The 18,966-nt window shown below is 63.1% G+C and carries 19 protein-coding genes and 1 tRNA gene; 6 read left to right on the top strand and 14 right to left on the bottom strand.

Annotation, left to right across the window (positions count from 1 at the left end):
* The first annotated feature begins 19 nt into the window (after positions 1–19).
* Positions 20–424 carry a hypothetical protein gene (locus ACQR1B_RS11860; RefSeq protein WP_434831981.1) on the top strand — a complete coding sequence of 135 codons (405 nt, stop codon included), beginning with the start codon at positions 20–22 and terminating at the stop codon, positions 422–424.
* Between the two features lie 21 nt (positions 425–445).
* Here the strand turns inward: ACQR1B_RS11860 and ACQR1B_RS11865 are convergent, their stop codons facing one another.
* The 7 genes from ACQR1B_RS11865 to ACQR1B_RS11895 form a co-directional block, all read right to left on the bottom strand.
* Positions 446–1,237: a cell envelope integrity protein TolA gene (locus ACQR1B_RS11865; RefSeq protein WP_434831928.1), complete on the bottom strand. Its 792-nt coding sequence runs from the start codon at positions 1,235–1,237 to the stop codon at positions 446–448.
* A 13-nt stretch (positions 1,238–1,250) separates the two neighbouring features.
* Positions 1,251–1,718 (bottom strand): TonB system transport protein ExbD, encoded by a 468-nt coding sequence (exbD, locus tag ACQR1B_RS11870; protein ID WP_434831927.1) that lies wholly within the window; start codon positions 1,716–1,718, stop codon positions 1,251–1,253.
* A gap of 6 nt (positions 1,719–1,724) precedes the next feature.
* Positions 1,725–2,660: a tonB-system energizer ExbB gene (gene exbB / locus ACQR1B_RS11875; RefSeq protein WP_434831926.1), complete on the bottom strand. Its 936-nt coding sequence runs from the start codon at positions 2,658–2,660 to the stop codon at positions 1,725–1,727.
* Positions 2,657–3,346 (bottom strand): Fe2+-dependent dioxygenase, encoded by a 690-nt coding sequence (locus tag ACQR1B_RS11880; RefSeq protein ID WP_434831925.1) that lies wholly within the window; start codon positions 3,344–3,346, stop codon positions 2,657–2,659. Before ACQR1B_RS11880 ends, exbB begins: the two co-directional genes overlap by 4 nt.
* Positions 3,347–3,348: 2 nt before the next feature.
* On the bottom strand, positions 3,349–5,766 hold the full coding sequence (locus ACQR1B_RS11885; protein ID WP_434831924.1) for a TonB-dependent receptor: 2,418 nt from the start codon (positions 5,764–5,766) through the stop codon (positions 3,349–3,351).
* A 238-nt stretch (positions 5,767–6,004) separates the two neighbouring features.
* Complete coding sequence (locus ACQR1B_RS11890; RefSeq protein ID WP_434831923.1) at positions 6,005–6,265, bottom strand: hypothetical protein; 261 nt, start codon at positions 6,263–6,265, stop codon at positions 6,005–6,007.
* 310 nt (positions 6,266–6,575) lie between these two features.
* On the bottom strand, positions 6,576–7,037 hold the full coding sequence (locus tag ACQR1B_RS11895) for a MarR family winged helix-turn-helix transcriptional regulator (protein WP_434831922.1): 462 nt from the start codon (positions 7,035–7,037) through the stop codon (positions 6,576–6,578).
* A gap of 169 nt (positions 7,038–7,206) precedes the next feature.
* Here ACQR1B_RS11895 and ACQR1B_RS11900 point away from each other — a divergent pair, with 169 nt between their 5' ends.
* The 4 genes from ACQR1B_RS11900 to ACQR1B_RS11915 all read left to right on the top strand — a co-directional run bounded on the left by ACQR1B_RS11900 (position 7,207) and on the right by ACQR1B_RS11915 (position 12,525).
* On the top strand, positions 7,207–8,376 hold the full coding sequence (locus tag ACQR1B_RS11900) for an efflux RND transporter periplasmic adaptor subunit (RefSeq protein ID WP_434831921.1): 1,170 nt from the start codon (positions 7,207–7,209) through the stop codon (positions 8,374–8,376).
* Positions 8,373–11,519 (top strand): efflux RND transporter permease subunit, encoded by a 3,147-nt coding sequence (locus ACQR1B_RS11905; RefSeq protein ID WP_434831920.1) that lies wholly within the window; start codon positions 8,373–8,375, stop codon positions 11,517–11,519. The genes ACQR1B_RS11900 and ACQR1B_RS11905 overlap by 4 nt, the downstream gene beginning before the upstream one ends.
* A gap of 255 nt (positions 11,520–11,774) precedes the next feature.
* Positions 11,775–11,848: transfer RNA gene (locus ACQR1B_RS11910), tRNA-Gln, on the top strand.
* 233 nt (positions 11,849–12,081) lie between these two features.
* Entirely contained in the window at positions 12,082–12,525 is a 444-nt protein-coding gene (locus ACQR1B_RS11915) for a hypothetical protein (RefSeq protein WP_434831919.1), read from the top strand.
* A gap of 129 nt (positions 12,526–12,654) precedes the next feature.
* On the opposite strand, the gene ACQR1B_RS11920 is transcribed toward ACQR1B_RS11915, so the two are convergent.
* From ACQR1B_RS11920 to ACQR1B_RS11945, 6 genes are all read right to left on the bottom strand, one after another.
* Complete coding sequence (locus ACQR1B_RS11920; RefSeq protein WP_434831918.1) at positions 12,655–13,335, bottom strand: hypothetical protein; 681 nt, start codon at positions 13,333–13,335, stop codon at positions 12,655–12,657.
* Complete coding sequence (locus tag ACQR1B_RS11925; protein ID WP_434831917.1) at positions 13,326–14,078, bottom strand: phage terminase large subunit; 753 nt, start codon at positions 14,076–14,078, stop codon at positions 13,326–13,328. The genes ACQR1B_RS11920 and ACQR1B_RS11925 overlap by 10 nt, the downstream gene beginning before the upstream one ends.
* Entirely contained in the window at positions 14,069–14,710 is a 642-nt protein-coding gene (locus ACQR1B_RS11930) for a hypothetical protein (RefSeq protein WP_434831916.1), read from the bottom strand. The genes ACQR1B_RS11925 and ACQR1B_RS11930 overlap by 10 nt, the downstream gene beginning before the upstream one ends.
* 405 nt (positions 14,711–15,115) lie before the next feature.
* Positions 15,116–17,170, bottom strand: a complete 2,055-nt coding sequence (locus ACQR1B_RS11935) for a DUF5906 domain-containing protein (RefSeq protein WP_434831915.1) — start codon at positions 17,168–17,170, stop codon at positions 15,116–15,118.
* A gap of 144 nt (positions 17,171–17,314) precedes the next feature.
* On the bottom strand, positions 17,315–17,911 hold the full coding sequence (locus ACQR1B_RS11940) for a hypothetical protein (protein WP_434831914.1): 597 nt from the start codon (positions 17,909–17,911) through the stop codon (positions 17,315–17,317).
* 44 nt (positions 17,912–17,955) lie between these two features.
* A complete protein-coding gene (locus ACQR1B_RS11945; RefSeq protein WP_434831913.1) occupies positions 17,956–18,132 on the bottom strand; it encodes a hypothetical protein in 177 nt (58 codons plus the stop codon).
* Between the two features lie 150 nt (positions 18,133–18,282).
* Between ACQR1B_RS11945 and ACQR1B_RS11950 the strand changes: the two genes are divergently transcribed.
* A complete protein-coding gene (locus ACQR1B_RS11950) occupies positions 18,283–18,549 on the top strand; it encodes a hypothetical protein (protein WP_434831912.1) in 267 nt (88 codons plus the stop codon).
* On the opposite strand, the gene ACQR1B_RS11955 is transcribed toward ACQR1B_RS11950, so the two are convergent.
* Complete coding sequence (locus ACQR1B_RS11955; protein WP_434831911.1) at positions 18,550–18,951, bottom strand: hypothetical protein; 402 nt, start codon at positions 18,949–18,951, stop codon at positions 18,550–18,552. It lies immediately after the preceding gene.
* Positions 18,952–18,966 lie beyond the last annotated feature (15 nt).

Below are 18,966 nucleotides of genomic sequence, written 5' to 3' on the forward strand. Positions count from 1 at the left end.
CTTGGTCAAAGCCGCTGACATGATGATCGCGCGCCGCGCCGATACGCGCGCCCGCGCCGATTTCGCGACATGGAAGATGATCGCCAAGCTGAATGGCGCATCCGGCCTGCCCCCGGCCGCGCAGGAATTCCTGGCGAGCTACAAGACCCGGCTCACCGACATGTCGGAGCACGAGGCGACCGAGGCCACCATCCGGGAGATGTACAAGGCCTATTATGCCGAGATGGGCGGCGGCGGCGCCCCTCCCGAGGTGAAGCCGGTGACCGCCGAGCCGGTGACTGACAACGTCACCGCCTTCCGCAAGCTGCCGACCAAACCGAAGACAGCGCAGGGCGGGCCCGCCGCGCAACGCAAGATGCCGGTGGCGCTGATCTTCACCGGGCTCTGCGTGGTCTATGTCGGAATCAGGATGTACTGGCAGTGAGGTCAGCCCAACCTCATCGCCTCATTTCGGCGGATTGAACTTCACCGGCAGCACGAACGGAAATTCCTCGTCCGTCAGCCCGGCCGGTGGCTTTGGAACCGGGTCCGAACGGCGGACCATGGCGACCGCCGCCTGATCGTATTCGGTGTCGCCGGACGATTCCTTCACATCCACCGAGACGATCCGGCCGAGCCGGTTCAGGACGATCGCCAGCTTGACCTGGACGGCGGACTTCTTTCCAGGTGGATACTTCTTGTGCAGCTCGAAATAGGCGCTGATCTTGCGGCCCCAATTGGCCGTGAGCCGTTCCCGGTCCTTGCCGATCCCGACATTCGGCGCCTTCGTCTTCTCGGCTTCCGGCGCCTTCTCGTCGAGCGCCTTGCGCGCGCTGTCCTCCGATGCTTCCTGCGCCTCCGACGCCTGCGTCTGGACCGTCGCGACCTTCTGCTCCTCGGTCGGCTTCTTCACGTCCGAGGTCGTGACCTCGCGGTCGGCCTCCTCGGTCGTGGTCGGAATATCCTTCTGCAGATCGGTCTGCTCGACCTCGGCCTTCTGCTCCTGCATCTGCGGCGCGGCGGTTTGGGCCACCGAATCCTGTCCGACCGGCACCTCGTCGTTCTCGACCCTCGGCGAGCCCATGTCGATGTCGATCACCTCGGCGCCCGCCGCGCCGAGGCCGCCGTCATCCTCGTCGTCCTTCAGATGCGTCAGCGCCAGCGCGGCGCCGCCGACATGCAGCATCAGCGCGCCCATGATGGCCAGAAACCACAGGCGGCGCGAAGGGAAGTGTCCGGTGTCGAGGTCGCTGGTCATACGCCCGCGCTCCTCAAGGCTGCGCAGGCTGGGCTGCGGGCACCTGGGCCGCCGCCGCGGGCGGCGCTTCGAGCGCCACCAGCTTGATCTTGGTGTAGCCGCCGGCGCGCAGCAGTTCGAGCACGCCCATCAGTTCGCCATAGGGCACCAGCTTGTCGGCACGCAGGAAGATCGGCCGGTCCTTCGGCTGGTCCGTCATGGCGTCGAGCTCGCGCACGAGATCGACGCGCTTGACCAGATTTTCCCCGATCGCCAGCGACAGGTCTGGCTTGATCGAGACGTAGGTCGGCTTGTCAGGCTTCTTCTGCGGCGTGGCGCTCGAGGACGGCAGATCGATCGGCAGGTCGACGGTCGACAGCGGCGCGGCCACCATGAAGATGATCAGCAGCACCAGGATGACGTCGATGAACGGCGTCACGTTGATGTCGTGGGTCTCGTCGAAATCGTCGTCGAGATCGCCTTCGGAGAGCGAGACGGCCATCGCCTGCTACTCCGCCGCGCGGGCGTGGATGGCGATCTGGCTGCGATCGAGATCGCGCGACAGCAGACGGCCGGCCGCACCGGAGGCGCGGTTGACGAGCTCGAGATAGCCCTTCGTCACGCGCGAGAAGTGATTGTAGATGATGACCGCCGGGATCGCCGCCGCGAGCCCGATCGCGGTCGCCAGCAGCGCTTCGGCGATGCCCGGCGCGACCACCGCGAGGTTCGTGGTCTGCGATTTGGAAATGCCGATGAAGCTGTTCATGATGCCCCAGACGGTGCCGAACAGTCCGACGAAGGGCGAGATCGCGCCGACGGTGGCGAGCAGGCCCATTCCGGTCCGCACCCGGCGGGCCTCGGCGCGGACGATCTCGGTAAAGCTCGAGGCCGCGCGCTCCTTGATGCCCTCCTCGCTGGAGAGCCCGGCCGACAGCCGCACCTCCGCGATCGCCGCCTGCAGCAGCACCGCCGCGACATTCTTCCTCTGGCCGAGCGCGAGCTGCGCCTCGGCGAGCGACTTGGCGGTGGTCAGCTTGCGCAGCGCGCCGACCAGCCGACGGCGCAGCATGGAAAATTCGATGCTCTTGGCGATCAGGATGGCCCAGCTCGCGACCGAAGCCAGCGCCAGCGCGATCATGACCGCTTTGACGACAATATCGGCCTTGAGGAACATGCCGAGCGGCGACAGTTCATCGAGCCCGGTGGCAACCGCCTTGCCGCCGTGGGTGCCGCTGTCGGCCCCGGCCGGCGCGGCGGCAGCCGCCTGCCCCGGTGCAGCCGGTGCCCCCATCGTCTGGGTCGCGCCTGGAGCCTGTACGGACACATCGGTCGAGATCACAGGAGCCGGCTTGGCGGGCGCCTGCTGCGCATGAGCGGGGTATCCCGCAGCCACGGACAGACATGACAGGACGATTGCAAACCTAACGAGGAACGATGTCATCATAGCTCGGCCCAATGGCGGATCAGATTGTGATAGATGCCGGTCAGCTTGACAGCATCGGGATCGTCCCTCCCGAGGCGTTCCGTCAAACTCTGGATCGCTGTGTCCAGATCGTAGATCATGCTCCGGACGTGAGCATCCCGTACCATGCTCTGCATCCAGAAAAAAGAGGCGACCCGGGCGCCCCGCGTGACCGGCGTGACCATGTGAAGGCTGGACGACGGGTACAGCACCGCATGCCCCGCGGGCAACTTGACCTCGTGCGAGCCATAGGTGTCCTCGATCACAAGCTCGCCACCGTCATAGGTCTCCGGCTCGGCCAGAAACAGCGTCATCGACAGGTCGGTGCGGATCCGAAGCCCGGTGAGCGGGTCGCCGCGCACGGCATTGTCGACATGGATGCCGAAATGATCGCCGCGCGACGCCGTGTAGCGGTTGAACAGCGGCGGAAAGATCTGCAGCGGGATCGCGGCCGACAGGAAGCGCGGGTTCTTGGTCAGCGCTGTGATGATGCGCTGGCCCAGCACCCGGGCCGCCTCGCCGTCCGGCGGCAACTGCTCGTTGCGCTTGACCATGGCCGACTGCGCCCCGGCCGTCGCGCGGCCGTCCTCCCACTCCGCCGCATCCATGATGCGGCGGAAGTCGGCGACCTCGTCTTTCGACAGAACGTCTGGGATGCAGATCAGCATGATCAGAACTTCGCAGTGGTGACGAGGTAGAAGGCGCGTCCCGGGGCGACGGAGACGAATGGCACCGCGCTGCGATACAGCGTGTCGTAGTAGAGCTTGTTGGTCAGGTTCTGGGCGTACAGCTTCATCGTCCAGTTCTTGTCGATCTTCTTCTCGACGAACGCATCGAAGCGCCAGTAGGCCGGCAGCTCGTTGCCGGTGTTGGCCGCGAAGGTGCCGCCATAGACCTTGGAGCGGTAGACCGCCTGCCCGCCGATCTCCCAGCCGCTGTCCAGCTTGTACTTCGACAGCAGGCTGAAGGACTGGTGGGCGATGTTGGCGAGCTGCAGACCGATGTTGGAGGCGACGCCGCTCTGAGTCACCTTGGACTGCATCAGCACCAGGCCGCCGAAGATGCTCCAGCGATCGGTCAGCTTGCCCTCTGCCTCGATGTCGATGCCCTGGATGCGGTAGGCCGCGCCCGACGTCAGCAGGCCGCTGACCGTCTCGCGCGCATTGTCCTTCGTGGTCTGGAACAGCGCGGCGCTGACCAGCAGATGCCGATCGACCAGCTCCCATTTGGTGCCGAGTTCCGCCGCCTTGTTGCGCTCCGGCCCGAGCAGGACGGCGGTGTTGGCAGGCACGCCACCATAGTCTGTTCCGGTGGCGTCGAGCTCGGAGCCGAAAGGATTGGCCGAGGTGGCATAGGCCGCGTAGATGCTGCCGATCGGTATCGGCTTGTAGACCAAGCCGACATTGTAGTTGACCAGGTCGGCGTTCATCTTGAGGTATTTCGGCGAATTGGTCGACGAACTCATGTTGTAGCCGTCATAGCGCACGCCGCCGTTCAGGATGACGGTATCCTGCCAATTGGCGGTGTCCATGACGTAGACGCTGTTGGTGTTGACCCCATAGCGCGTCGGGTTGCCGATCAGCGACGGCGTGGTGCTGAACGGGATGTTGGTGTATTGCGGCGAGTACAGGTTGACGCCGGTGACCGCGCCCGAGCTGGTCGAGCCGCCGCCGAACAGCTCCGACGACAGGCCGGTGTAGCGATCGATCGAGATGTTTTCGTTCGAGAACTCGGTGCCGACGACAGCCGTGTGCTTGACGCCGCCGGTATCGAGCTTGAACGTCGCGTCGTTCTGGTTGGCCCAGACGTCCACGGTCTGGTAGCGGCTCTGCGCGCTCGCCGTCGTGGTCCAGAGCAGCGGATTCGGACTGGTCGTGTTCGGGTTCTGCGGCAGCGTGCCGATGTAGTTGAGCAGGGAGTGCTCGCCGCGCACCTTGCTGCTCAGCGTGATCGCCTCGTTGACCTTGTATTCGACCGCCCCCGTGCCGAAATCCTGCCGCGCCGTCTGGAAGTCGCGGTTGAGGAAGCCGTACCAGTTGCCGCGCGGAACGCCCGCCGACGTCACCGGCACGTTGCCCTGCTTGTAGTAGGGCACGCCGAAATCCGGATACCCCGACAGATCGGTGTGGACGTAGTTGGTCGTGATCTTGAGATCGTCGATCGGCGTCCACTTGGTCGACAGGAAGGCGCCCCAGCGGTCGTCGGTGACGTAGTCACGTCCCGCGACGTTGGAGTCCTGGAACAGGCCGCCAGTGCGCACCGAGAACGTCGGCGAGATCGTCTGGTTGACGTCGAGCGTGACGCGCTTCTGCTGATCGGTGCCGAACTCGGTGTCCATCCGCTGGAAGTTCTTGTCGCCGGCCTGCTTGGTGACGATGTTGATGGCGCCACCGGCGGTGCCGCGTCCCGCATAGGACGAGGCCGGGCCGCGCAGGATCTCGATCTGCTCGGTGAAGAAGTTCTCGCGGATCGACACCGCGGGATCCCGGATGCCGTCGATGAAGACGTCGTTGCGGGCGTCGAAGCCGCGGATGAAGAAACGGTCGCCGAACGCGTTGCCGCCCTCGCCCGAGCCCAGCGTGACGCCGGCGGTCGAACGGCCGATCTCCTTGAGCGCCGTGATGTGCTTGTCCTGGAGCACCTCCTTGCTCATCACGGTGATCGTCTTCGGCGTGTTGAGGAGCGGTTCGGGGAACTTGCCCGACGCCTGGACGCGGTTGACCTTGTAGGGTTCGGCCGCGTCGGCATACGGGTTGGCGTCAGGCGCAGCGAGCCCGCCGGCGTTCGGGAAGGCGACCGCGCCCTGCTGGGCACCCTGCGTCCGGGCCGCGCGGCGCAGGGCATTGCGCGCGCGGACCTGCTCGGCGGTCGGCTTGGAGGAATTCGGCTTGGCGCGCGCGACCGGCGCATCGACATTGACCGGCGGTAGATCGGAGGCAGGCTGGGCGTCGGCCCCCGACACCGACGCCACCGCCATCAGTCCGGCAACCGCCGACACCCTGGTGACGGAGGACCCCTCTCCCCGTCCGTCAATGAACTTCATCGCTGCGACGGCCCGCAGCGAACGCGGTGCTCTCACCTGTCCCATTTGATTTTCACGCGCCCCAGATTTTTCATTCCACATCGCTCACGCGGATCATTCGCAGTGCGACGATGTGTCGTTGGTATCGGGCGCGTTTCAGGGGGTCAATTTGAGGAGCCCTATTTTAGCCTTGAATAGTTCCAGATCAAAACAATTCTAAATCCGTCAAACTAACAACGCAGCAAGCTGAAATCGTTCTAAACAGCACGAATTGACTCGCGCTGTTGCAGAATCGCTGCGTGTCTCAGGCCGACGGGACGGTTGGCTCGTCGCTGCTCGGCGGCTTCATCAGCGAGAACAGCTCGTCGACGGTCTGCACCGCGATCTGGCGCACGCGATCGGCATCATCGGTCCCGGCGATCCGCACGCCCTTGACGACGGCCCTGATCTCGTCGCGGAAGTCGGTGAGGAAGCGCAGCGGATCGCGCTGCTCGTTGGCGACGCGCGCGATCAGGCCGGTGACCAGGATCTGGCACGCGAGCATCTTGCCGTTCAACTCTTCCATCGTGGACTCCCCATCTCGTTGTCGTCGCATCGCCGCTCGTCCGGCGGCACGACGAAGTCATCCGCTTCTAATCAGCTCTCATCGGGCGCGACAAGACGGCGACAATCTGTCGGATGGCGGCTTTCCCGTGACGGACCGGGTCGCGCGGCCGCTGCACGTCATTCGGCAGCTGACATGCTCGGGAAGAAGGGCGCGCCGCGCGGACGATGGACGAGGCGACACGCTCCCGCCGGTTTTTCGCACTCAGGATGTCTCTGAAGGATAACGCAACTCAAGATCGGAGCCACACGTCCCATGACCGCGACCTCGGTTATTCGATCGTGACCCCGGCCTTGGTCTCCGACAGCGTCTTGATCCGCTCCTTCAGCTCCCGCAGCGTCGCCAGGCTTGTCGTCACCGCAGCGTCCGGGATGTCGTGCAGGACGTCGCCGGCGATCGCATCGCGCAGGTCGTCGAGATCGTCGACGAGCTTGCGGCCGGCGGCCGTGAGATGCAGACGGTTCGCGCGGCGATCCCTGGGATCGTGGCGGCGCTCCAGCAATCCCTGCTCGACCAGCCTGTCGAGCAGGCGCACCAGCGAAATGGGCTGCAGTTCCAACACGTCTGCGAGATCGACCTGTGACATCCCCTCCTGCGCGCGCAGACGAAACAACACCACCCATTGCGCGCGCGTGGTGCCGCGTTGCTTGGCACGATGATCAATATAGTTGCGGAGAATGCGCGAGCTTTCGACAAGCTGCGCGATCAACTGACGTCGGTCGTCCAGCGACATGGTTGTGACCTCCCGTGAAATCTCTTGATCGCGCTACAAAGCTTGCGAATTGTTTAGGTTCAGCGAAGCCGTCGTGTGTTTACACATTAAGTGCGTGCATACTATATCTGGCGCGCTGGGAATGGTTTTAAAGACCGGTTATTCTGTCTGCCTCAGCATGTGGGCCAGCATGAAGACATCACGAACCATCGTTTGGATCCTGCTGGTCGCGGCCCTCGGCGGCGCCGGCTATTACGGCTGGCAGCGCTACCAGGACGCAGATGCCGCGAAGAAGACGGCCGCGCAGAAATCGGCCCGGCCGCCGGCCGTTCGGGTATCGACCGTGGCGGTCGAGAAGATGGATTTCCCTGTCTTCCTCACCGGGCTCGGCACCGTGCAGGGCTTCAATACCGTCCAGGTCCGCACCCGCGTCGACGGCCAGATCGACAAGGTCGCCTTCACCGAAGGCCAGCTCGTCAAGGAAGGCGACCTGCTGGTCGAGATCGATCCGCGGCCGTTCCAGGCCTCGCTCGACCAGGCCAAGGCCAAGCGGGCGCAGGACGAGGCCAATCTCAACAACGCCAATCTCGATCTGCAGCGCACCACCAAGCTCGGTGAGTTCGCCACGCGGCAGCAGCAGGACACCCAGCGCGCCACCGTCGCGCAGCTGACGGCGCAGATCGCCGCCGACGACGCCGCCATCGCCAATGCCCAGACCCAGCTGAGCTACACCCAGGTCAAGGCGCCGATCTCCGGCGTAGCCGGTCTGCGCCTGGTCGACATCGGCAACATCGTCAATGCCTCGACCCAGACCGGCATCGTCTCGATCGCGCAGATCGAGCCGATCGCGGTGATCTTCACCGCGCCGGAGGAGCAGCTGCCCTACATCAACCAGGCACAGAAGATCGCGCCGCTGAAAGTGATCGCGTTCTCCACCGACGGCAAGACGCAGCTCGCCGAGGGCAAGCTCATGGTCGTGAACAACCAGGTCGACACGACCAGTGGAACGATCCGGCTCAAAGCGGTGTTCGACAACAAGGACCATGCGCTGTGGCCGGGACAGTCGGTCTCGACGCGGCTGCTGGTGCGGACGCTGAAGGATGCCACGGTGGTTCCCGACGATGCGGTCCAGCATTCCACCAGCGGGCTGTATTCCTACACGGTCGGCCCCGACAACAAGGCCGAGCTGCACAAGGTGAAGGTGGGCGTCTCGATCGACGGACGTACCGTCGTCGAGGAAGGTCTCACCCCCGGCCAGCAGGTGATCACGGGCGGTCAATTCAAAGTGCAGCCAGGCTCGGTCGTGACCACTGCGGTGGCCAGCTCGGACCCGGCGCCAGCTAAGGTCCGGCAGGAATGAACGGCGGCGGCATCTCGGCACCCTTCATCAAATACCCCATCGGCACCTCGCTGCTGATGGCGGGCATCCTGTTCATCGGCCTCGTCGCCTACCCCCTGCTGCCCGTCGCCCCGCTGCCGCAGGTCGACTTCCCGACCATCCAGGTCACGGCGAACCTGCCGGGCGGCAGCCCCGAGACGATGGCCACCTCGGTCGCCCAGCCGCTGGAGCGGCAGTTCGCCCAGATCCCCGGCATCGCCCAGATGACCTCGACCAGCTACCTGGGCACCGCGGCGATCACCATCCAGTTCGACCTCAACCGCAACATCGACGGCGCCGCCAACGACGTCCAGGGCGCGATCAACGCCGCCTCCGGCCAGCTGCCGAAGAACCTGCCCTCGCCGCCCACCTATCGCAAGGTCAACCCGGCGGACTCGCCGATCCTGCTGCTGTCGGCGACCTCCGAGACGCTGCCACTGACCTCGGTCAGCGACGCCGTCGACGCCGGACTCGCGCAGCAGATCAGCCAAATCTCGGGCGTCGCCCAGGTGATCATCGGCGGCCAGCAGAAGCCGTCGATCCGCATCCAGATCGACCCGGCCAAGCTCGTCGCCAAGGGCCTGTCGCTGGAGGACGTGCGCAGCCAGATCGCGATCACCACCGTCGACGCCCCCAAGGGCAACATCGACGGCGAGCGGCGCGCCTACACCATCTACGCCAACGACCAGCTGACCGATTCGAAGGACTGGAACGACGTCATCATCGCCTACCGCAATGGCGGCCCCTTACGCATCCGCGACATCGGCCGCGCGGTCTCGGCGGCGGAGGATGCCAAGCAGGCGGCCTGGGCCAACGGCCAGCGCGGCGTTTTCCTGGTGATCTTCAAGCAGCCCGGCGCCAACGTCATCGAGACCGTCGACCGCATCAAGGGGCTGCTGCCGCGGCTGGTGGCGGCGATCCCGCCGGCGATCAAGATCGACGTCATCTCCGACCGCACCACCACCATCCGCGCCGCGGTCGAGGACGTCCAGTTTACCCTGATCCTGACCATCTTCCTGGTGGTGATGGTGATCTTCGTCTTCCTGCGCAGCTTCTGGGCGACGGTGATCCCGACCATCACGGTGCCGCTGGCGCTGCTCGGGGCCTGCGCGATGATGTGGGGGGTCGGCTACACGCTCGACAACCTGTCGCTGATGGCGCTCACCATCGCGGTCGGCTTCGTGGTCGACGACGCCATCGTCATGCTCGAGAACATCTCGCGCTATGTCGAGGAAGGCGAAACTCCGATGGCCGCCGCCTACAAGGGCGCCAAGGAAATCGGCTTCACCATCGTCTCGATCTCGATCTCGCTGGTCGCGGTGCTGATCCCGCTGCTCTTGATGGGCGGCATCATCGGCCGTCTGTTCCGCGAATTCGCCGTCGTGCTGGCAATGACCATCTTCGTCTCGATGTTCGTGTCGCTGACCTTGACGCCGATGATGGCCTCGCGCTTCCTGCGCAACGAGCACGCCACCCAGCACGGCAAGTTCTACCAGTGGAGCGAAGCCGCGTTCGACGCGCTGCTGCGGGCCTATGAGAAGGGCCTCGACCTGGCGCTGCGCTGGCGCTTTGCCACCTTGATGGTGTTCTTCGCCACGCTCGGCCTGTCGGTCTATTTGTTCATCCTGATCCCCAAGGGCTTCTTCCCGCAGCAGGACGTCGGTCTGATCACGGCGACCTCGGAAGCCTCGCAGGACATCTCGTTCAAGGCGATGCAGTCGCGCCAGGAGGCGCTGGCCAAGATCGTGATGGCCGATCACGACGTCGCCAGCATCGCCATGAACATCGGCGGCTCGGGGCGTGCCGGCAACAACGGCAACATGTTCATCACCTTGAAGCCGCGCGAGGAGCGCGACGCGACGGCGCAGCAGATCATCACCCGCCTGCGGCCCCAGCTCGAGAAGGTCGAGGGCGCGCGGCTCTACATGCAGGCGGCGCAGGACATCCGGCTCGGCGGCCGGCCGTCCCGCACCCAGTTCGAGTTCACGCTACAGGACCCCAACCTCGCCGAGCTCAACGAATGGGCGCCGAAGGTCCTGCAGAAGATGCGTTCGCTGCCCGAGCTGCGCGACGTCGCCACCGACCAGCAGGCCGACGGCACCACGGTGCAGCTCGTCATCAACCGCGACACCGCCTCGCGCTACGGCATCTCGCCGCAGCTGATCGACGACACGCTGTACGACGCGTTCGGCCAGCGCCAGGTCGCGCAGTACTTCACCCAGCTCAACTCTTATCGCGTCATCCTGGAAATCCTGCCCGAACTACAGGGCAATCTCGACACGCTCAACAAGCTCTACGTGAAGTCGCCGACCACCGGCGACCAGGTGCCGCTCTCGACCTTCGCCGACTGGACCACGGTGCCGGTCAAGCCGCTCTCGATCAGCCACCAGGGCCAGTTCCCGTCGATCACGATCAGCTTCAACCTCGCCCAGGGCGTGGCGCTCGGCCAGGCCACCGACGCGGTGCAGCGGGCGATGGTCGAGATCGGCGCGCCGTCGACCTTGAATTCCAGCTTCCAGGGCACCGCGCAGGCGTTCCAGCAGTCGCTGTCGACCGTGCCGCTGCTGATCCTGGCGGCGCTGGTCGTGGTCTATCTGATCCTCGGCATTCTCTACGAGAGCTACATCCACCCGATCACGATTCTCTCGACCCTGCCCTCGGCCGGCGTCGGCGCGCTCGCGATCCTGATGGCGTTCGGCTACGAGTTCAGCCTGATCGCGCTGATCGGCGTCATTCTGTTGATCGGCATCGTGAAGAAGAACGGCATCATGATGGTCGACTTCGCCATCGCCGCCGAGCGCGACCAGCACCTGCCGCCGGAGCAGTCGATCCGGCAGGCCGCCCTGCTCCGCTTCCGCCCGATCATGATGACGACGATGGCAGCCCTGCTCGGCGGCGTGCCGCTGATGCTCGGAAACGGCACCGGCTCGGAGATCCGCCAGCCGCTCGGCTACGCCATGGTCGGCGGCCTGATCGTCAGCCAGATGCTGACCCTGTTCACGACGCCGGTGGTCTATCTCTATCTCGACAAGGTCAACAACGCCTTCTCGCGCTGGGGCCGCACCCACATCGAGCACGAGCCCGATACGGCAGCAGCCGGCCCGGTCAAGGAAGCGGCGGAATAGTCCGCCGCGCGCTCGCTCACGGCCCATCGCGGCCCGTTCCACGCCGTCTGCAGCCGGTGGCCGTCCTGGCCCAGCCCTACTGGCAGCACGGCGCAGCCGGTGCGAAACCCCGTTGGAAATCCGTCATTCAGCGGCTTGCCAAAGCCTCGGACATGCGGGTAGAAGGACGCGTCGCTGGCCGCGCTGCTTCGCAGACCGGCTCGCAGAACGGTGCCAGACAGTTCGGCAATTGGTTGAAACTGCTCGGCATTCCGTTGGGGAATGGTGTAACGGTAGCACAACAGACTCTGACTCTGTTTGTCTTGGTTCGAATCCAGGTTCCCCAGCCATCCGATAAGCCATTGAAATTGTGTACTTATTCGGCCTGACATTGCTAGGATTTCGGCTGCTTCTGTGTTGCGCCTGTTGCGCAAAAATTATGTGCGAATTCAATGGGTCAAGTGCACTCAAGGCGGCTCGGCGCGACACGGGGCGCGACATCGAGCCCTATCTTTCGAGAGCACTTGCTTTCAGACTGCTTCCTAATTGAGTCGTGACCGTCGAACGATTGGGGGAACACCCGATGGCTCAGAACGCCAGGCTGAAAATCATTCTCGAAAAGCAAGATGCCGCCGACCGGGCACAGGTGGCCGAATTGGCGCGGCAGGCCGCGGAAGAAAGCCGCGCCAGAGCATCGCGAAGTCGGATTTTGGGCGAATGGCGGCATCTATGCGGCGTGCTGGCACAGACCATCGAGATAGCGAACAACGCGATGACCGGTGACAGGAAGCTTTACCTTCAACATTGGAGACCCTTTGCCGAAGATCTACTGGCCGAGGTCATCCTGATGTTTGAGGATAACTATCCTGACGACGTTGAGCAGAAATGCATGGCGGTCGTCAATCTAGATGGCACGGTTTTCGTGTCGCTCAAACCGCAGAACAAGGAATATCGTTTAGACATCTCCACCGTTTCGATCGAGCAAATCGAGAGCATCGTGTACGACTTCATCGAATTGAACATTTAGATCAAAACCGATGAGTGGCTTCAGTTAAGGCATCACAATCGGCTACCGATACACTCCGCAGCAGCACATGCGAAATGAAGGAGCCGCGCGCTTCCGGCTCGCTCAATTATCGCCGGCCGCGGGCGGCGCTCAAATCCGCAATTCCTCTTGATGCGTCCGCGGCCCCGACGTCGCCCACCAAATGCCGTAGCTGACGGCCAGCACAATATCATCGTGCTTCCCTGCTCTCGCCGACCATGTGTTGGTGCCTGATGCTGTGACATGCCGCTGAAAGTCACGCAACTCGTCGCGTAACGATTCCGCTTCGGTTAGCTCCGCTGCAACATGCAGCTCTTTCGAGTGCATGGCGGCTTCCAATTTCGAAATCAGGATGGTTTTAGCCACTCGATGGACGTTCCCGTCCCGCGACTGTTCTGCTCCAGCAGTGATTTGCAGTCGGATCGGCCGCAGGCCGTTTGCTTCCATCAAGTCGACGACGCCCGCACCGACGCCGCTTTGGTCAATCACCAACTTGGCCCCAACGCTTCTCAGCGGTTCGCGGTGCATCAGCTCACCTATCGCATGTGCTTGCGAAACGTAGTTCATACCGAGTGGGAGTCGCTTCAAGTGCAACAAATCGAAGCGCTGCAATGATCTCTCGCGCCACACGCCGGCGGCATCGTTCACCACCCAATCGTCTGTACCCTTGACGGTGTGATGGATGATGCCAATGGCGGTGTTGTCGATCGATTTACCAAGGTCTACGCCTACGACCCACGCATCCACCTTGCGCGCGGGAATTCGACGGTAGTCAGATCGCATCAAGCCCATAGTGGTCGAAGCTCCTTGTCAAAAATGCCGTCAATAATTTCATTCGGGAAAGCGGCTTCCTGTTCGTCCAAAAACTCGAGGCCATACTCGGTCCGAAAAGCCGTTTCGCCGAGCGCCTTCCGTTCGGCGGCCAGAAACTCCGACGTGAGCCGCGGGCACATGTCTGGCGTGACGCGGATCTTTTCGAAATCGGACTCTGGATCCGTCCAGCCTTCGTAGAACCACCCCCGTTTCGCCGCGCCTGTTGTGAGGCCGATCAATTGGCCGCGTGGATGCACTGCCAGCATAGGACGAACGGCCGCATAGATTGCATCAGAGACGCGGGCACCTTCATCGATCAGAACCAGCCGGACCCGGGCGATGCCGCGCACGTTGTCCGCTTCGCCCGGCAGGCCGATGATACGCGACCCATTGGGGAGCTCGATGCGCTGCACTGCATCGTTTGCCAGTTCGGCGCCAGGCAGATGCAAATAACGGTTCTTCGATCGCCGAATAAATTCCGAGCTGATGCGTTGCGCCGGGCTGATGACCACAATCGTTTCGCCCGGCTCGGTGTGCGCCACTTGGTTGGCGAGCAGGACGCACGTTTCGGTCTTGCCAGCCTGACGACATGCCAGGATGAGCCCGCGGCGTGGCGGCCGGCGCAGGAAGTCTTGCTGCCATCGGTCCGGATGGACGCCAGAGTCCTCAGCGAACGCGACCGGGTCGCAGGCGTAAGCCAGGTCTCGCGCCATCAGGGACAAGGTGTCGCCTCCGGCAACGGCACGGGGCACGACGGGGAATTCGGCTTCGCCTCGATGGCCACGGGCTTGCTTGCCGCCCTGGTGATGTCATCGGCCGCCTGCGTCTCGATGCCGGCGAGCGCCCGCCCTACGGCTATGCGTGCCTCAGGGAACGGCGCCAGCGCTCGCAAAAGCACCTCGCGGAGGCGCAGGTAATCCGGATGCGTCAAGATGTGCTGGTGCCGAGTCTCGTGGACGTTGACCAGCACACCGAGCAGTTTCGAGACGAGCTGCAGGTTATTCGTGATTGCACCTTCGCCGCGGATGGCCGCGCCCGGATCCCCGATCGCCACGGCAAGTTCGATATGGCTCGCTAGGCGCGCGCGCTGGTGCACCAAGTGATGTAGTAGACCCTCCCCCTCGCTCACCTTGAGCGCCTCTAGGTCGACGGCGCTCGGATGTAGCGCATGCTGGACAGCGGCTTTCATTTGGGGCGACAGATGCGATTTCCCATGTCTCTGCACGCTATCCGGCGAGATGTTGAATCGCTTACCGATCGCGTCGTGACCGAGGCCATGCGCCAGCGCGACGTCCACGCTGTGACGATGTGGGCTGTTGCAGACTTGGCAGGCGCCGGGGCCGGTCTTTGCCATGGGTTCGCTTTCAGACAGCGCGAAAAGCGCCCTTGACCCGCATCACCGGCCAAGGGCGCAACATAGGCGCTACACGCTATGGAATATGTCGTTAATTCAGTGCCTTATGGTACGAGTAGAAGATTAACAATCCGCTAATCACGCGATGACACTACCCAACGCGAGCGCGAAGGCACCGGAAAAGCGGCGCGGATTAGTAACCGTCTCGCGATCGATCGCTTCCCATGGCCGCCGTGTCTCCTCACGATGTCCGGGCGTGCTGGGCGCAGTGGGCGCGGTTTCTCATGTGTCTATATTTCTCCTGCTCTCCTCTCCGCTTCTTCCTATTTTCCCTGTCTACACATTTGTGAACTCTGACTCTGACAACATGACAAACCGCGCCCACCGTGCCCAGCACGCCCGGGCTTACTGCCTTAAGGGCATCGGAGGCGGTGACGCGGCGTTCGCGCTAAGCGTTCTTGCCGCTGCTAAGCGCAACGATTCGCTCAGTTCCTGCCGCACGTAGATTTGCACCTTGCCTCCAGGCGTGCGCCACCTGCCGCCGCTGTCCCGAGCGTCCGGGTTCGTGACGGCGACGTAGCCGCACTCGGCGAGCCGCTTCGGAATAGAGCGCCGCAGCTTGGCGTCCTCGAACAGCAACCGGAGTTGACTGTCCCCGGGCGTCCGTGATCGGACCATTGCAAGCGTAAGCGCGTCGGGCTTGCCCATGCTTTCGATTACGTCGGAGAGGTCGCCGCTCTCCGGCGCCATGCCTGCCGCCACGACCATATGCCAGGCTGCCGTTTTCGGCGGGGGTGCTTTTGCGTTGAATGCGCTCAGGTCCAGGTTGGCCAGGTAGTGAGCAATCGCCTCGTTGCCGCCGTTCTCGAACCACGCGTTGATCTCGTCCCAATAGGCCGGGGAAAAATCATCCTGCGTCCGGGTGGAAACGCAGACGAAGTGCCGACGGTCGTCGGGTGCGAGGTAAAGGGCGTCGAGGTGATTCGATGTCATGACCACGCCGCACACGTTCACCGCCGCATACTGCGGAACGTGCTTGGTGTTGATCCGGTGCGTTTCGGGCGGGTTGGTGATGACATCCTTGGTGGCGTCATAGAAACCGTAGCGGGACTCGCCCCCGAGGTCGTGGACCTCGTTAATTCGGAGAATCACCGACTGCAGATAGTCGTTCCACTCCGAATTAAAGAAGGTATTGGCGGTAATCTGCTTGAAATTGTTCGAACCGATCGCGGAAATTGCGGGCTTCAGAATGGTGTCTTTTCCGATGCCCTGTGACCCGATCAAAACGAGCGCGTGGTTCACCTTGTCGCCGGGCCGCTGCACACGGTGCGCAAGCCAGCGGACAATGTGATCGGCCTCGCCGAGATAGATGGTGCGGATGTGGTCTAGCCACCTGGAAACGTCGCCCTCGACGTGCGCGATGTGGGGCGCAACGTAGCGATTGAAGGTTTTATCGCCCGGGCTGCGGATCCATCCGTCGATCGTCAGAACCTTGTCCTCGATAATTTTCGGTTCGCCGGGCGCCCAACCCATCGACTTAACGAAGCGATGCTGCGACAGCCACGTGGTCGCCAGGGTGCCCGGTCCCTCCGTTCTCATCGCATCCTTGACGCGGCCAATATGCTTGTCGACGCTGCTCGCGCTGAACAGCTCACCCGTCCGCTCGTAGATCATTTTTCCAGACGGCAGGTGAGCCCAATAGTCGTTGAGGGCTTGCGCCTGGTTGATCGGCAGTTCGGGATGATCCGGCAGCGGCCCGAGCACGGCCGCCTCGTATTGCTCGCGCTCGCGCCGAAGGCGATCAACGATCTCTGCCGGGATGTTCTGGTTCGGAAATGGGACCCCGGTCCTGAGTGTCTTCCCTAGGTGCTCGTGAAACCGGCGCTCCGACCAGCGTTCAACCTTCTTTGCATCCCTCCACGGTCGACCGTCCGCAAGCCATTTGGCATAACCGGCATCGTCGAGTTCAAAAAAGAGTTGCAGCCGCTGCCGGCGCCGCTCGCTGCGGGCATCCCATTCCGCCTGATCTCTGGCACGCTTGGCGCCGACCTTCGCCGCGAGCTCGTTCAGGATCGCTTCCGTTCTGTCCGAAGCATCTCCACATGGCTCATAGCCACGCTCGCGCTCGTCGTGCATCACGTCGACGATCAGGGAGTCAGTCCAGTGCTTTGGCCGATCGTACAATTGCCACTGGTCAACTAGAGCTGCTTCGTATTGCTCCATCGTCACGGGCTTGTGGACGCCGGGAATGTGGCAAGGCGGTTCGTACGTGAGCATGAGGTCGCGCCAGATGCCGAAGCCTCGCGCGTTTGGCCAGAACCGATGAATGTCCCATCCGAGGACCAGCGGCGGCGAGATCTCCGGTTCAGTGCAGCCGGCCCACCACTCTACCAGATCGTGAAAAGCCTCAATGCTCAGGGGCGCGGCAAGGCGGTCGGCTTCGTCAATTTCTACGAACACTACTTAGGACTCCTCGGTTGTTAGGAGCCCCGATGCGAAATCCGATTGCACAAACGCGGAAATGTGCTAGATGAACGGCGCCAACCAGTTCAAAGCGCATTCCGCGGCCCTGCGATCGAGATCATCGGTCCGGGGCCGTTTCGTCTAATCTGGTGCAGTCATAACGGGCCCCATTGCCTTAGCCGCCATCTCAATGGCGAAGATTTCCAGCTCGGCGATTTGCTCGAGACACGGCCCGCCGTGGTCGCCATCGTCGTTGCGAAACACGAGCGCGGTCATCGCGTCTCCGTGTCGGCACAAGTTGATAAAGATCCGTCCGCCGTGGTCGTAAAATCGGATAACCGCGCGCGGCCAGCCTTCACCTTTCCACGCTGCGTATGCGCCACTGCGTATGTCGGCGATGAGCGCTTCGATCGCGTCGCCGAATGTCGGTTCGCGTGTGACTGTTAGGCACTCGGTCGTTGCGTCAACGCGGGATTCCTCAAGACGTACCGCCGCCCTGGCAGTCCTCACAACGTTGAGCGGGTCAGGGCCTTTTCGCCCTGTCGAGGGTGTTGCGCAGAGCGCGATGATCAGATTGGCGATCTCAGCGGCGGTTGGCTCAACAGCGCCCGGCCCCTGCTTGCCGCGCCGAAAAACTGTCTCATCCTTGCGAAGCCGCTGGATGTAGGTAGTGATCGTCGGCACTGGGATGCCCAAGAGCCGACTCAGAATCTCGACGTAAACGGTCGTGGTCGCCATAGGCGCACAATATATGAATATCACATATTGTCAAGAGATGGCGCCTATTCTCGGTCTTTCGCCCCGGCCCGAGCCTTCAGCCCGATGTCGATCAGTTGCCGGATAGCGTCCGATACGTTCGGAATTGGCTTCTGCTTAGCGCGCCACGTCTCGATGGCTTCCATCATTTCGTTCGTGAAGCCGATCACCTTCTTAACCGGCAGGATTTCAGGACGCGGCATCGGTACTCCTCACAAATAACGCATATGCCTTATTGACACGAACTAATATCGCATATACGTTATTTCCAACTTCAACGCAAGGTAATTAGGAGCCACCCAATGCTTCAGTCGTTCGAGTTCGATGCTCTGCCGAATGCTCAGTTCGCAAACGTGGCCGCGGTCTGCGACCTTGCCGGCGAAGCGATCCGATACGAATCAGCGGTCACCAAGTTCGAGACAGCGGTTCAGCCGGCAACGATTCGGGCCAACATCGCCGTGATGCGCCGGGCCGGCCATTCGATCTCCGCGGCGGACCTTCGCGAATGTGCTCGGTTCGAGCTTGCGGAGGCGCTGACCGAGATCGGTTACGATGACCGCGCGATCGAATGGCACGTCAAGCATCCGGGTCGACGCGAGCGCCGCGCATACGTCGCCTGATCAGGTCCGCCGCTGGCCGCGCTTGCGAGGTGGTGGTTCAGCCACCTCGCGAGTCGCATACGCCTTCTCGCGCTCATCTTTTTCAACTCGTCGTCTCTCTTTGTGCTCGCGCAGCTTGCCGTCAAGTATCTGCTCAAGACAGATGCTGGCTAGGTCGCTTTCGGTCAGCCCAAGCGAGTTAGGAACGGCGGGCGATCGCTCCGGCCCGCGCGAAGGCTTTGCCACCCGGCAATTGACCTTCACGGCCTCCATCACGTTTGCCGCGGTTGTCAGGAGTTTCTTTCCCGGCCGATAGCAGACCAGTTTCCCCGCTCGATGCATGCGCTTCAAGGTGCCCGCGTCGGCGCCGGGGATGAGCTTGGCCGCTTCGTCAAGGTCGATAAGCGCGTGGTCGTCGGTCATCGCGGACGCCGCGCT

The organism is Bradyrhizobium oligotrophicum (genome assembly GCF_051168495.1).
GTDB classification, from domain to species: domain Bacteria; phylum Pseudomonadota; class Alphaproteobacteria; order Rhizobiales; family Xanthobacteraceae; genus Bradyrhizobium; species Bradyrhizobium oligotrophicum_A.

Bases quoted from the DNA above. Each gene is read 5' to 3' on its own strand.
- ACQR1B_RS11860 (WP_434831981.1), top strand. From the start codon at position 20: ATGATGATCGCGCGCCGCGCCGATACGCGCGCCCGCGCCGATTTCGCG.
- ACQR1B_RS11865 (WP_434831928.1), bottom strand. From the start codon at position 1,237: ATGACCAGCGACCTCGACACCGGACACTTCCCTTCGCGCCGCCTGTGG.
- exbD (WP_434831927.1), bottom strand. From the start codon at position 1,718: ATGGCCGTCTCGCTCTCCGAAGGCGATCTCGACGACGATTTCGACGAG.
- exbB (WP_434831926.1), bottom strand. From the start codon at position 2,660: ATGATGACATCGTTCCTCGTTAGGTTTGCAATCGTCCTGTCATGTCTG.
- ACQR1B_RS11880 (WP_434831925.1), bottom strand. From the start codon at position 3,346: ATGCTGATCTGCATCCCAGACGTTCTGTCGAAAGACGAGGTCGCCGAC.
- ACQR1B_RS11885 (WP_434831924.1), bottom strand. From the start codon at position 5,766: ATGGGACAGGTGAGAGCACCGCGTTCGCTGCGGGCCGTCGCAGCGATG.
- ACQR1B_RS11890 (WP_434831923.1), bottom strand. From the start codon at position 6,265: ATGGAAGAGTTGAACGGCAAGATGCTCGCGTGCCAGATCCTGGTCACC.
- ACQR1B_RS11895 (WP_434831922.1), bottom strand. From the start codon at position 7,037: ATGTCGCTGGACGACCGACGTCAGTTGATCGCGCAGCTTGTCGAAAGC.
- ACQR1B_RS11900 (WP_434831921.1), top strand. From the start codon at position 7,207: ATGAAGACATCACGAACCATCGTTTGGATCCTGCTGGTCGCGGCCCTC.
- ACQR1B_RS11905 (WP_434831920.1), top strand. From the start codon at position 8,373: ATGAACGGCGGCGGCATCTCGGCACCCTTCATCAAATACCCCATCGGC.
- ACQR1B_RS11915 (WP_434831919.1), top strand. From the start codon at position 12,082: ATGGCTCAGAACGCCAGGCTGAAAATCATTCTCGAAAAGCAAGATGCC.
- ACQR1B_RS11920 (WP_434831918.1), bottom strand. From the start codon at position 13,335: ATGGGCTTGATGCGATCTGACTACCGTCGAATTCCCGCGCGCAAGGTG.
- ACQR1B_RS11930 (WP_434831916.1), bottom strand. From the start codon at position 14,710: ATGGCAAAGACCGGCCCCGGCGCCTGCCAAGTCTGCAACAGCCCACAT.
- ACQR1B_RS11940 (WP_434831914.1), bottom strand. From the start codon at position 17,911: ATGGCGACCACGACCGTTTACGTCGAGATTCTGAGTCGGCTCTTGGGC.
- ACQR1B_RS11945 (WP_434831913.1), bottom strand. From the start codon at position 18,132: ATGCCGCGTCCTGAAATCCTGCCGGTTAAGAAGGTGATCGGCTTCACG.
- ACQR1B_RS11955 (WP_434831911.1), bottom strand. From the start codon at position 18,951: ATGACCGACGACCACGCGCTTATCGACCTTGACGAAGCGGCCAAGCTC.